11 protein-coding genes and 1 riboswitch are annotated in these 12,161 nt (G+C 63.5%); of the genes, 5 read left to right on the top strand and 6 right to left on the bottom strand.

Annotation, left to right across the window (positions count from 1 at the left end):
* Positions 1 to 194: 194 nt before the first annotated feature.
* Both G453_RS0112235 and G453_RS0112230 read right to left on the bottom strand, forming a co-directional pair.
* Positions 195 to 3,122 carry an EAL domain-containing protein gene (locus tag G453_RS0112235; protein WP_027191308.1) on the bottom strand — a complete coding sequence of 976 codons (2,928 nt, stop codon included), beginning with the start codon at positions 3,120 to 3,122 and terminating at the stop codon, positions 195 to 197.
* A gap of 2 nt (positions 3,123 to 3,124) precedes the next feature.
* Positions 3,125 to 3,943 carry an ethylbenzene dehydrogenase-related protein gene (locus G453_RS0112230; RefSeq protein ID WP_027191307.1) on the bottom strand — a complete coding sequence of 273 codons (819 nt, stop codon included), beginning with the start codon at positions 3,941 to 3,943 and terminating at the stop codon, positions 3,125 to 3,127.
* A 593-nt stretch (positions 3,944 to 4,536) separates the two neighbouring features.
* Here G453_RS0112230 and G453_RS0112225 point away from each other — a divergent pair.
* From G453_RS0112225 to G453_RS27955, 5 genes are all read left to right on the top strand, one after another.
* Positions 4,537 to 5,802 carry a phenylacetate--CoA ligase family protein gene (locus G453_RS0112225; protein ID WP_027191306.1) on the top strand — a complete coding sequence of 422 codons (1,266 nt, stop codon included), beginning with the start codon at positions 4,537 to 4,539 and terminating at the stop codon, positions 5,800 to 5,802.
* A gap of 11 nt (positions 5,803 to 5,813) precedes the next feature.
* Positions 5,814 to 6,983: a ChaN family lipoprotein gene (locus G453_RS23745; RefSeq protein WP_051272366.1), complete on the top strand. Its 1,170-nt coding sequence runs from the start codon at positions 5,814 to 5,816 to the stop codon at positions 6,981 to 6,983.
* The gene (mutM, locus tag G453_RS0112215; RefSeq protein WP_027191305.1) at positions 6,983 to 7,813 is read left to right on the top strand and encodes a bifunctional DNA-formamidopyrimidine glycosylase/DNA-(apurinic or apyrimidinic site) lyase; all 831 of its coding nucleotides are present in this window, start codon (positions 6,983 to 6,985) and stop codon (positions 7,811 to 7,813) included. Before G453_RS23745 ends, mutM begins: the two co-directional genes overlap by 1 nt.
* 113 nt (positions 7,814 to 7,926) lie before the next feature.
* The gene (locus G453_RS26335; RefSeq protein WP_051272365.1) at positions 7,927 to 8,838 is read left to right on the top strand and encodes a tetratricopeptide repeat protein; all 912 of its coding nucleotides are present in this window, start codon (positions 7,927 to 7,929) and stop codon (positions 8,836 to 8,838) included.
* Between the two features lie 144 nt (positions 8,839 to 8,982).
* Positions 8,983 to 9,132 (top strand): hypothetical protein, encoded by a 150-nt coding sequence (locus G453_RS27955; RefSeq protein ID WP_156920899.1) that lies wholly within the window; start codon positions 8,983 to 8,985, stop codon positions 9,130 to 9,132.
* A 123-nt stretch (positions 9,133 to 9,255) separates the two neighbouring features.
* Here the strand turns inward: G453_RS27955 and G453_RS0112200 are convergent, their stop codons facing one another.
* The 4 genes from G453_RS0112200 to G453_RS0112185 form a co-directional block, all read right to left on the bottom strand.
* Positions 9,256 to 9,717, bottom strand: a complete 462-nt coding sequence (locus G453_RS0112200) for a phosphatidylglycerophosphatase A family protein (protein WP_027191304.1) — start codon at positions 9,715 to 9,717, stop codon at positions 9,256 to 9,258.
* Positions 9,718 to 9,744: 27 nt separating this feature from the next.
* Positions 9,745 to 10,185 carry an acetyltransferase gene (locus tag G453_RS0112195; RefSeq protein ID WP_043645567.1) on the bottom strand — a complete coding sequence of 147 codons (441 nt, stop codon included), beginning with the start codon at positions 10,183 to 10,185 and terminating at the stop codon, positions 9,745 to 9,747.
* A gap of 43 nt (positions 10,186 to 10,228) precedes the next feature.
* Positions 10,229 to 11,158: a hypothetical protein gene (locus tag G453_RS0112190; RefSeq protein WP_027191302.1), complete on the bottom strand. Its 930-nt coding sequence runs from the start codon at positions 11,156 to 11,158 to the stop codon at positions 10,229 to 10,231.
* Between the two features lie 85 nt (positions 11,159 to 11,243).
* Positions 11,244 to 11,855 (bottom strand): Maf family protein, encoded by a 612-nt coding sequence (locus G453_RS0112185; RefSeq protein ID WP_027191301.1) that lies wholly within the window; start codon positions 11,853 to 11,855, stop codon positions 11,244 to 11,246.
* Between the two features lie 201 nt (positions 11,856 to 12,056).
* Positions 12,057 to 12,139, top strand: a riboswitch (ZMP/ZTP riboswitch).
* The last annotated feature ends 22 nt before the right edge of the window (positions 12,140 to 12,161 follow it).

The raw sequence follows: 12,161 nt of genomic DNA, 5'->3' as shown, positions 1-12,161 counted from the left end.
CTTCGGGTAGCGTCATTGCCGCTGCATGTCCCGAATGGCGTATGCATGCTTTTCAAAGACGCATCATGTGCTCCGATTCCGGCTGCTGCGGCTTCAGGGCCAGGTGAACGCTCCAGGGCGAGTCACCCCTGAAAAAACAAGGCCCCCGGAAGTGCGGGGGCCTTGGTGAAGACAGGTGGGTGCGCCGGGCGGCGTTACTGCAACGTGTCGTCGTCCGAGGGGGCGGCGGACTTCTCGCCGGGCTGGACAGGGCGGTCCAGGAAGCCTTCGGCCTTTTGCCGGAAGAGGTCGGCGAATCCGGTTGCGGGCAGGGCGGGGCTGCACAGGAAGCCCTGGTAGAAGTCGCAGCCTTTGCCCGTGATGAGCTCCAGCTGTCCGACGGTCTCCACGCCCTCGGCGATCACGGTAAGCCCCAGCGTCCTGGCCATGGCGATGGTGGCCTTCACGATGGCGCGAGATTCCTTGCCGTCCAGGTCCGCGATGAACTGCCGGTCGATCTTGAGCGAGGTGAAGGGGAACTTCTGGAGATAGCGCAGGGAGGAGTATCCCGTGCCGAAGTCGTCGACGGAGAGGGCGTGTCCCCGCTCGCGCAGCTGGCGCAGGGTCTCCGCTGCGGCCTGCGGGTTCTGCATGATGGCCGTCTCGGTGATCTCCAGCCCGATGCGTCCGCTGGCGATCCCATGGCTTTCCAGGGTGTCGGCCAGGCGCTCCAGGAAGTCCGGCTCCGAGAGGTGCAGGGCGGAGATGTTCACGCTGACGTGAGGGGTGATGCCCTGGGCTTCCCAGAGCTTTATGTCGCGGGTCACCTTCTCCAGGAGGGCCTCCGTCACGCCGCGCATGATGTGCATCTCCTCGCAGAGCGGAATGAACTCACCGGGGGATACGGGCGTACCGTTGCGGGTCCAGCGCAGCAGGGCCTCGGCCCCGGCGATGCGCGAGGAGGCGATGTCGATGATGGGCTGGTAGTGGACCTCGAACTGCCTGTCCTCCACGGCCTTATAAAGGTCGCGCTCCAGCGCGACCCGCGAGCGCACCTGCTCGTCGAGCTCCTGGGTGAATACCTCCAGCCGCCCCTTGCCGTGCATCTTGGCGCGGTGCAGGGCAAGCCCCGCGTTCTTGACCAGCTCAGCCGCGTCCGAGCCGTCCCTGGGGAAGGAGGCCATGCCGAGGCTCGCGCTCAGCCTGTAGGTCTCGCCGGAAAGCTCGAGCGGACCCCGGAAACAGCCCGCAGCCCGTCTGGCCATGGCCAGGGCCTGCGAGTCCGATTCCAGCGGGCCGGACACCAGGGCGAATTCGTCCGCGCCGAGGCGGGCCACCATGCCGTCCTTGCGCATGACCGAGGACAGGCGCAGGGCGACGATCTTGAGAAGCGCGTCGCCGGTGGCGTGGCCGAGGCTGTCATTGATGTTCTTGAAGTCGTCCAGGTCCAGGTGGAGCACGGCGAACCTGCTGGAGTCCGCCCTGGCCTTGCGCATGCGCGCGCCAAGCGACGAGATCAGGGCCTCCCGGTTGGGCAGCCCCGTGAGCGCGTCGGACAGGGCCTGGCGCTTGAGCTTGTGCGCGGTGTCACGCTGCTCCGTTATGTCCAGGCAGATGCCCACGTGGCGCGGCAGGCGCTCCCCGTTTCCGGGGATGCGGGCGAACAGCACGCGCAGCGGCACGCGCTTTCCGTCCCGGGATATGATCTCCACTTCCCCTTCGTAGCGTCCCTGGGCTTCGAGCGACTGAAGCAGCGTCTCCTGGAAATCCCCCGAGGGGGCGTTGGAGCAGAAGGAACCGGGAGTGAGCCCCAGCAGGCTGGCCATGGGGTAGCCGGTCAGGCGGGAAATCGCGGGGTTGGCGTCGATGACGCGCAGCGCCTCGTCGCAGACCACCACCCCTTCGCGGGAGTGGGCCAGGGCGGCGTCCTTGAGGTGAAGGCTGTCGATGGCCTCGCTCAGCTCCTGGTTGCGCTCCCGGAAACGCTCATCCAGAAGGTCGTGGGACCGTTCGAGCTCTTCCATGGCCTTGGCGGAGATGCGCTTCTCGTTTTGCAGGCTCTCGGCCATGGAGTTGAATTCCACGGCCAGCTCCCCGATCACGTCGCTGGGGCCGGGGGGGATGCGGTGGTCCAGCTGGCCGTTGGAGATGAGGGCGGCCCCCTTCTTGAGGGCGGCGATGCGTCCCACGGCGCATTTTCTGATGGTGTACAGCCCGGCTGCCGCCAGGGCCAGGATGCAGCCCGTGAGGATCAGGAAGGCGCGCTTGTCGGCCTCGGTTTCCTGCTGGAACGCGTTGCTGTGCTGGCGCATGTCGCGTGTGTGGCGTTCCTTGATGGCCTGCACGGAGCGCATGGAGGCGTCCCACAGGTTTTTTATTCCGTCACGCTCGGCCTTGTTGGTGTTGGCCATGAAGTTCGGGTCGTAACGGAGGTTGGCGCGCAGGCGGGGGATGTTGGTCCGTAAGGCCACCACCTCAGCCTGGAGCGCATGCAGGGCCTCGTGTTCCCCGGCGAGTTCCTCCATGGCAAGCAGACGGTCCAGGTTGTTGGTTATCTTGCCCATGAGCTCATTGAACACCGGCAAACGGTCGGGTTTCGCGCGAAGATACCGGGTGGCCATGGTCTTGAGCGATTTTATCGAATTGCCGAGGAAGTAGAGGGTCTCTCCGGGCAGGACCGCCTTTCCCGTCAACTCGCCGAAAGCGGCCTCCACCGATGCCAGCCGCTGGTTCACTTCCTCCATGGTGGATGTCATGGTGGAGGAGAATTCGTCGAAGGCGCGCATTTCCTCGATGAGCATAAGCCCGGCCCTGAGGTGGGCAAGGTCCAGGAGCATGCCGTCGAAGTGCTCCCGCTCCACGGCGTCCAGTTGCCTCAGGCGCGAGGTGAACGAATCAAGAATGGATACCGCATCCTCGACGGACACGCCCCGGTCCGAAAGCAGATAATCGTAAATCTGCCTGCTCTGGGAGAGCGACTGGTCCGTTTCGCTGAGCAGCATCGCGGCCTGGGCGTGGCCTTCCACAAGATGTCGCACAACATCCTGGGAGCGGCTGGAGTGATCCAGGGACAGCCAGCAGATCGAGAGCGAACAGGCGGCGACAAGCAGCGCCGCCAGACGTTCCAGAGATGTAATGCCCACGCTTACCTCGTAAACCGCAGCGCAATTATTTCCCCGACTTCGCCGCACCCGTAGAGGGGCTCTTCCGCGTCCTGCTCGGGAGCGCGCCCGGCGATCTCGTAGCGGGAAACCCCGAAGGCATGGGAGCCGTCCAGCGTCAGGGGCACGTCGTCCGTGTGGCCGGTGACCAGCTTCCTGGCGTAGGTCACGGTCCAGCGACCGTCCTTCCAGAAACCTTTGGCGCGGATGTCCGCTCGTGATCCGCTGGGCGGGGAGAGCTTGAACTTCGCCACCCGGTCGCCCGCGTATTCGGGATACAGAAGGGATTCGGCCGGATCCTGGCCCTCGTCGCCCTTGCGGGTCAGGTAGAACACCTTGCCGCTCTCCGAGAGCAGTGCCTTGGCGTAGGGGTCCGGGTTAACGCTGTAAATATCGATTTTGTCGTCGGCGTTTCCAGTGTGGTCGGACCTGTGGGCCTTCCAGAACCAGATGTCGGCCACATAGGGGACATCCTCGTGGAGGGTCAGCCTCGAAGGGTGTGGCGACATGTTCCACTTGAGCACCAGGACGTCCTCGCGTTCCGGGCCGTCGCGGTATGCGCGCTTGGCCGGGTCCCAGCGCAGCAGCCGGTGCATCCGGTTCTCGGTGGGATCGGGGAAGGACGCCTGGATGTAGACGTGCTCGCCGTCGTGCAGGGCCTTCAGCGTGATGTCGATATTCGCCACCACGTCCCGCACCGTTATCGGGGCCGCCGCGGACCACTGCGGACTGTCCGGCTGGTCGACGCCGGGAGGAGCATCGGTCCTGGCCGCCGTCAGCGCCCGAGGCTCCGCCTGGGCCATGACGCACGGGGCAACCGTCAGGATGAGAAGAATGAAAAGGAAAGTCGAGATGTTAGGGCTTCGAAATAATATAGAATTCATGGGAGAACAGATGATTCCTTTTTCAGTGCGACATGCAAACCGTACCAGATCAAAAGAAACCCACCACTAAATCAGCCCCGGGGCCGTGATTAGTGGATTTTTCCCACCTGGTCAAACCATCATTCGGTATCCGATTGAACTGTTTGTCGATATAGTTTTTGTGTACGTAGTAAGTGTGCCTTATGTATGGCGGGGCGCACGTCTGTCAGGTTACGGCGGCGCAAGGGAGAATGGCCTCGTTTAGCCCCTGATGTCCGGGTGAGCGGTGTCGTTGTGTTCAAAAGTACCCGTAATGCAGTGATATTGCAGCGTACCATCCTTAAGAGGCACAGCATGGGGGCCAGGAGCGGACGATGTCTGAAATGAGGAAGTGGAATGGAGCGGCATTGCCTCAAACAGCTGCAAAACCGCCGGGTTATGCCGTGGGCTTGCTTTTTTTGTTCGGGGGGGTTAGAAAAACCTGCTTTTCATGCTAGACTGAGGCTGTTCCGCCCGTCACAAGGAGCCCATACATGACCCGCAAGGACCGCACCGAAGGCATTTATTCCCGCCGGGAGGTGCTCGATGAATCCGAACGCCGTCAATACTATCAGATTCAGCTCAAGGACCTGCTGACCTATGCCTACCGCTATTCGGAGGACGTGAAGAAGCGCTTCGACCGCGCCCAGTTCCAGGTGGGCAAGTTCAAGCAGCTTTCCGACCTCAAGCATATCCCTATCCTTAAGAAGAAGGAGCTCATCTTCCTGCAGTCCATGGGACCGCGCCTTGGCGGCCTCCTGACCAAGGACCTGGGCGACCTGCGCAGGGTGTTCCTCTCCCCCGGACCTATTTTCGATCCCGAAGACCGCGAGGACGATTACTGGGGTTGGACCGAAGGCTTCTACGCCACGGGTTTCCGCGCCGGAGACGTGGTGCAGTGCACCTTCAACTACCACCTGTCCCCCACGGGCCTGATGTTCGAGGAACCGCTGCGCAACATGGGCTGCGCCGTGATGCCCGCCGGGCCCGGCAACACCGCCACCCAGCTTGAGGTGATGCAGAAGCTCCGGGTCACCGGGTATGTGGGCACCCCCAGCTACCTGATGCATCTGGCGCAGAAGGGCGAGGAGTCCGGACTCAACCTGCGCAAGGACCTGTTCCTGGAAGTGGCCTTCGTCACGGGCGAGAAATTCTCCGAGAAGCTTCGCGCCAACCTGGAGAAGAAGTTCGACCTCATAATGCGCCAGGGCTACGGCACCGCCGACGTGGGCTGCATCGGCTACGAATGCTTCCAGAAGAACGGCCTGCACATCGCCAACCGCGCCTTCGTGGAGATCTGCCATCCCGACACCGGCATCCCCTTGAAGGACGGCGAAGTGGGCGAGATCGTGGTCACGGCCTTCAACAAAACCTATCCCCTGATCCGTCTGGCCACGGGCGACCTGTCCTACATCGACCGCGCCCCGTGCTCCTGCGGCCGCTCCTCGCCGCGCCTGGGCAACATCGTGGGCCGCGTGGACACCACCGCCCGCATCAAGGGCATGTTCGTCTACCCCCATCAGGTGGAGCAGGTCATCGCCCGCTTCGAGGAGATCAAGCGCTGGCAGATCGAGGTCACCAACCCCGGCGGCATCGACGAGATGACCCTCATGATCGAGGCCAGCAACTTCAAGCGCGAGGACGAACTGCTGCACATGTTCCGCGAGAAGATCAAGCTGCGCCCCGAGCTGAAGGTGCTGGCCCCCGGCACGCTGCCCGCGCAGATCCGTCCCATCGAGGACAAGCGCAAGTGGGATTAACGCGAACTCTCATGATGGCCGCCCTCTGGGCGGCCATCGTTCTCGCCCTTCCGGCGTGCAAGCGCTATAGCGACGTGTCCGCGCCGTCTCCCTCCCTCGCCCCCCAGGGGCAGGCGACCCTGGCCCCCGGCCAGTTCCTGGACTCCGCCCAACAGGTGATCGAACCCGCCTGGGTGGGCGCGCAGGCCGTCAAGGCCGCCTACGTGCTCATCGGCGAGGCCCACACCAGCGCCTGCGACCACCAGATGCAGGCCCAGGTGCTGGCCCTCATGGTCCAGGCCGGCATGCCTCCGGCCGTTGGGCTGGAGATGGTCAGCCTGGACGCCCAACCCATCCTCGACCTGTTCAACAAGGGCATCATCGGCCTGGACGAGCTGGAAGAGCGTTTGCGCTGGAGCCAGACCTGGGGATTCCCCTTCGAGATCTACCGACCCATTTTCGAGACCGCCCGCAGGTTCGAGCTGCCGCTCTACGCCCTGAACGTCCCCCGAGACGTGGCCCGCAAGGTCGGGCGGGTGGGGCTCAAGGGCCTCACCATGGAAGAGCGCCTCGGCCTGCCCTCCAAGATCATCCCGGTACCCAAGGCGCAGGAGGAATTCCTGCGCTCCGTGTTCGACTCCCATCCCTTCGGCAAGCCCAAGGATCGCAAGGCCGCCTGGGAGAGCTTCATCACCGTGCAGGCCCTGTGGGACACCGCCATGGCCCGGCGCGCCGTGGAAACGCGGGTCGCCACCCGTCGTCCCGTGGCCGTCATCGCGGGCGGCGGACACGTGGAGAACGGCTGGGGCATCGCCTCCCGGCTGGCCGTGTTCGACCCCACCGGGCAGCGCCTCCTGCTTATGCCCTGGCGCGGCGGACAGGCTCCCGATCCTTCCCAGGCCGACATGTTCTTCTACTGCCCCGAGGTGAAGCGCCCACGGCTCGGGCTGACCCTGGAGACCAAGAACTCGGCGGTCACCGTGGTTGCGGTGGAAGCCGGCTCCAGGGCCGAAACCGCTGGGCTTAAACCCGGCGACGTGTTCGTGAAAGCCCAGGGCGCCGAGGTGAAGGCCCTCTCGGACCTGCACTCGGCCACCATGCGCGCCACGGAGGAGGGCGGGACGTTGCGCCTGGAGATCCTGCGCGACGGTCGCCCCGAAACGCTCCTGGTGCCCCTGCCGGATATCCGTTCAGGCTCCTGATGCCCGAGCTTCCCGAAGTCGAGACAATCGCCAGGGGGCTCGACCCCCTGCTGAGCGGACGGCGCATCACCGGCCTTGCCGTGCTGGACAGGCTGGTCTTTCCCGGCGATCCCGAAACGTTCCGCGAACTGTTCGTCGGGCGCGTGGTCACGCGGGTGTACCGTCGGGCCAAGCTCTGTCTGGTGGAGGTCGAGGGCGGGGGCATCATCGCCTTCCACCTGAAGATGACCGGGCGTCTTTTCGTCACCCGGCCGGGCGAGCGTCCCGAACCTCATCTGCGCGTGCTCCTCGAACTGGAAGACGGGCGCGCCCTGCACTTCATCGACACCCGCCGCTTCGGCTCCTGCCGTGGTTTCGCTCCAGGCGCGATCGAAAGCTGGGACTTCTACCGCCGCCTTGGCCCCGAGCCACTGTGCATGAGCGCCCAGGATTTCCGATCGGCGCTGGCCGGGCGCGGCGGGCGCATCAAGGCGCTCCTGCTGAACCAGGAGGTGGTCGCGGGCATCGGCAACATCTACGCGGACGAGGCCCTCTTCGCCGCCGGGATCAGGCCGGACGCCCGTGCCGTGGACATCCCGCCCACCCGACTGGACACGCTGTTTGCGGCGGTTCAGGATGTTCTCTGCCGCGCCATCGAGTCCGGGGGCAGCACCATCCGCGACTACCGGACCGCCGAAGGTGTGGAAGGTTCCTTCCAATGGACCTTCCAGGTTTACGGGCGCGGCGGGCAACCCTGCGTTGCCTGCGGACGGACGCTTCGCGTGGAAAAGGTGGCGGGCCGGACGTCCACATTCTGTGCCGCCTGCCAGAGCCTTACGCCGGGTACATGAACTTTTCTTCATCATTTGGGGCGGCTGCGCCCCTTGCCGCGTCCCATTGAAGGGGCTACTGTCCCGCCTGCATCCCGTGGCCCACTGCCCGTAAAGGACCAGCGGAATCTATTATGTATCGAATATACTTATTTTTCTTCATAACGATCACGGCCCTGTCCCTGAGCCTGAATGTTGCCGTATCCTTGGCGGAACCCGTCAAGAAGGAACAGAAAGGTTCGAAAACCACTGAGAAAACCACCTCTAAATCCGACTCGAAGTCCTCCAAGTCCGAGAGCTCCAAAAAGGCTCCGGATACCAAGTCCGCATCCGGCAAGAACGACGCGAAGGCCGCTCATTCAGGCAAGTCCTCTTCGAAGGGCAGCGACTCCGGGTCCTCGAAATCATCAAAGTCCTCAAAATCGAAAAAAGAGCCCAAGAAGAGCAAGAAGCATCCGGCGGTGGTGCAGTCCAACGCCGAGGCCGAGCGCAAGGCCAACGAAGCCATCCGCACCACCTCCCCGGCAGCGGCAGCCGCCGCAGGGGCCGGAGCCGCCGCCGCTGCGTCCGCGCCGCTTCGCGAGGGGAACGCAAGCCCCGCCCAGGAAGCTTACGAGAAAGGCATGGATCTGGGTCGCCAGAACAACTACGCCAACGCCCTGGAGCAGTTCGACCAGGCCATCAAGCTCGAACCAAAGAACTCCAGCTTTTATGCCGGGCGCGGCCACGCCAACTTCATGCTGAACCATCTGGACAAGGCCATGGACGACTACAACAAGTCCATTTCCCTGAACGCCCAGGACTCCCTGGCCGTGGTGATGCGCGGGCATACGTACTACAAGCTCGGCAGTTTCACCAAAGCGATCCAGGATTACGACAAGGCCATCCAAATGGGATATTCCGACGCTGAAGTCTACAAGGGACGGGGCTCGGCGTATCTGAAGATCAACCAGCCCGACAAAATGTGCGCCGACTTCAAGACCGCCTGCGAGAAAGGCGACTGCGAACTCTCGGAGAACGCCCGCAAGAGCGGCGTCTGCGAATAATCCTGGCCTGACCCGGATATTTGGAAAACGGGCGCGGGCATCCTCCGCGCCCTTTTCTTTGGCATCCGCGCCGCAACGCTTGACCGGCTTGCGGGAAAGGACCATACAGCCAAGGCCTGACAGGGATTTGCAAGGAAGAAAGCAGTGAGCGCCTACATTATCTGGGGAATCGTCATTCTGGTCTGCTTCTATCTGGGAGCCCGGCTGACTTTCCAGACCAGAGAGAAAAAAAAGAGTCAGTTGCGCCTCAATTTCGAGGATGCCAAAGAACGAGAGAAGAAACGCCGCACCTGATGGCGGCGCTTCTTCTCGCTTGTGTCCGTTCGGACGTATAGTCTCAATAATTCCAGTCAATACGCGAAGCGGAGAGGGTGTGCAGAGGGCGGAGCCCTTTGCCCGCCGGAGGCATATTCTGCCTTAGGTCAGGGCGATCAGCACGCCGAGCGCGATGGCCGCGTAGATGCCTGCCAGGAAGTCGTCGAGCATCACGCCGAACCCGCCGGGCATCCAGCACTCCGAGGCGCGCACCGGCGCGGGCTTCAGGATGTCGAAGGCGCGGAACAGCACGAATCCCCAGAACATCTGCCAGGGCGTGAGCACCGGGAAGAACAGGAAGGTGGTCCACTGGCCCAGCACCTCGTCGATGACGCACAGGCCGGGGTCCTTGCGGCAGAGATTCTTTTCAACGATGTCGCAGGCCAGGCCGCCGCCGATGAAGACCAGCACGAGCATGGTCAGGCGCACGGCGAACGGCGCGGGCATGAAGAGAACGGGCGCGGCCAGGGCGGCCACGGCGGAGCCCCAGGTGCCGGACACGGGGAGCTTGCCGACAGGGCCGAGCGACGCGAAATTGGTGGCGATGCGGTCGATGAGGGTCATGGTAAGGCTCCAGTAAGTGGTTGGTACTCAGGGCAGACGCATGTGCAAGAGGGGGTAGGGCTTTCCTGCCCCGTCAACGGGGGAACGTCCTGTGATCACGAAGCCGAGATGCTCATAGAAGCCCAACGCGGAAGGGTTCTGCTCATTGACGTCGACTGCGGTCGCCCTGAGATCGTTGACCGCATGGCTCAGCAGCAGCTTGCCGATTCCCTTGCCGAAATGCTCCGGCGCGACGAACAGCATCTCGATCTTGTTCCCGGCAGTGCCTATGAATCCCACAATGATGCCGGATTCGTCCCGCGCGCAATGCAGTTCGACCGCCGGAAGATACGACTCGACCATCAATGGCTTGAAGAAGCGGATGTCCTCTTCGCTCAAGAACGAGTGGGTCGCCCTGACGGATGCCTCCCATAGCTCGGCCAAGGCCTGGAAGTCTTCGCGGCCTGCGCGGCCCAGTGTCGCATGCATGTGTGTGATTCGCTCTGTTGAAGAGAGTGTTGGTGTGACCGGGTCAGGGGTGGCCGAACTCCTCCCGGAGCCGCGCCAGCGCCTCGATCTCCCGCTGCTGATAGCGCTCCTTGTCCAGGAGCGTCGGCTGCCCGGTGGGCGGGACGTCGTGGTGCATGTATTTGTAGATGTCGAAGTTCTTGCAGGTGTGGCCGCGCACGTGCACGTCGCGGAACCACTGGCATCCCACGTCGAGTATCTGCTTGCCAACGGACAGGATGGCCCCGAAGGGGGTGACGCGCCCGTGCGGCACGGTGATGCCCCGCGCCTTCTTCATGTCGATGAGCGCGCACCACTCGTTCACCCGGCACTCGGGCAGCGGCCAGGGCTGCTTCTCGAACATGGGGTGCATGCGCGGCAGGTGGTAGGCCCGCATGAGCGAGCCCTCGGGCGCGCGCGTCTTGGTGTAGAGGTCGCGCAGTTCGCGGAACGACGGCTTGTATTCCAGGTAGCTGTCCGGCCCGCATTTGCCGGTGAACGACGCCGGGCAGTACCAGCACTGCCCCACGTGCCCGATGGCGATGTGCCCGCCGATGTTGTCCAGCATTGCCCCGACCACGTCGCCGTGGAAGTGCGCGTCGTTGTGGATGATGAGGACGTGGTCCTTGTCCGACTTCTCCCAGCCGTACTGGTAGCGCACGGAGTGGCGGTACTGCTCGTCGCCCAGACGGTCCAGCTCGATGGAGAAACAGTAGTTCCAGGTTTCGGGGCGCAGGTAGACGATCTTGTCCTTCAGCCTGTCCAGGACGAAGCCGTGGTGCCCGGTGTGGATGTCCACGTTGTGGTGCTGGGTGTTTTCTTCGACGAAATAGATGCGGTCGATGCGGTGGCCGCTTGCGCGCTCCAGCGTGAGGAGCGCCAGGGCGGTCTGGTAGGGCTTGCCGCAGACGTTGATGAGGACGTCGACCTTCTTGTCCGTTCCAGCTTCTTCCACGTTCCGCCCTCCGTCCGGGGAATTTCGCACTCCGCGAGCATCATGCATCAACAGGATACCGTCAAGCGGGCAATGCCGTGCCAGTCTAGACGGTTACCGGAACAATAACCCCGTTACGCTTCAAGACGTCCACCACTTCCGCCAGCGGCAACCCGACAACATTCGTATACGACCCCTCCACGCGGGCGATCATGAACGCCCCCAGGCCCTGGATGGCGTAGCCGCCCGCCTTGTCCATGGGCTCGCCGGTGGCCACGTAGGCGGCGATGGCCTCTTCGGTCAGTGTGGCGAAGGTCACTTTGGAGGATAACGCCTCTTCCCAGACGGTCTCGCCCTCTGGTCCAATCAGACAACAGGCCGTGACCACGGTGTGTTCGCGCCCGGAGAGCATGCTCAGCATGCGCCTGGCATCGTCCACATCCACGGGCTTGCCCAGGATGAAGTCCCCCACGGCCACCACGGTGTCCGCGCCCAGAACGTACGCTCCCCCACACGTGGCAGCCACGTCCAGGGTCTTCATGCGGGCCATGCGCAGAGCGTAGCCGCCGGGCGTCTCGCCCGCGTCGGCGGCGGGCTCGTCCACGCCGGAGATCACGATCCTGAACTCCACGCCCGTGGACCCGAGCAGCTCTTTTCTCCTGGGCGACCCTGACGCCAATACGATGTCCGCCGTTGCCCTGAAAGCTCCAATTCCCACTACAGACTCCTCTCTCAAACTGCATACTCTCGCTGAAACCCACGAAGCTACTTAGGATTCCAAAGGAACGAAGTTCCTTTGGCCGCCGGAGGCATCTTACTCTTCCGCCCCGGTGGCCTAGCGTAGCCCTGCCCCTCGGTCAACTCCGCCGCCTCTTGACCTTTCCTCATGCGCCGCGCTACATGCCTCCCGTCCGAACCATCCGTTTCGCGTGACTGGCGAGAAACGTGGGCAACCACGGGGAAGCGCGAAATTCCGTCAAGCCGCTCGCCTGGGCTGCATCGTCAACAGATGATGCCAACCTTC

It is taken from the genome of Fundidesulfovibrio putealis DSM 16056 (assembly GCF_000429325.1).
GTDB lineage: Bacteria > Desulfobacterota > Desulfovibrionia > Desulfovibrionales > Desulfovibrionaceae > Fundidesulfovibrio > Fundidesulfovibrio putealis.
The sequence above is the reverse complement of the archived record's forward strand: the minus strand, read 5'-3'. Positions and strand labels throughout refer to the sequence as shown.

What these genes read in the sequence shown, in the direction of transcription:
- G453_RS23745 (WP_051272366.1), top strand. Translation starts at nt 5,814, where the DNA reads ATGATGGCCGCCCTCTGGGCGGCCATCGTTCTCGCCCTTCCGGCGTGC.
- mutM (WP_027191305.1), top strand. Translation starts at nt 6,983, where the DNA reads ATGCCCGAGCTTCCCGAAGTCGAGACAATCGCCAGGGGGCTCGACCCC.
- G453_RS0112230 (WP_027191307.1), bottom strand. Translation starts at nt 3,943, where the DNA reads ATGGCCCAGGCGGAGCCTCGGGCGCTGACGGCGGCCAGGACCGATGCT.
- G453_RS26335 (WP_051272365.1), top strand. Translation starts at nt 7,927, where the DNA reads ATGTATCGAATATACTTATTTTTCTTCATAACGATCACGGCCCTGTCC.
- G453_RS0112200 (WP_027191304.1), bottom strand. Translation starts at nt 9,717, where the DNA reads ATGACCCTCATCGACCGCATCGCCACCAATTTCGCGTCGCTCGGCCCT.
- G453_RS0112225 (WP_027191306.1), top strand. Translation starts at nt 4,537, where the DNA reads ATGACCCGCAAGGACCGCACCGAAGGCATTTATTCCCGCCGGGAGGTG.
- G453_RS0112195 (WP_043645567.1), bottom strand. Translation starts at nt 10,185, where the DNA reads ATGCATGCGACACTGGGCCGCGCAGGCCGCGAAGACTTCCAGGCCTTG.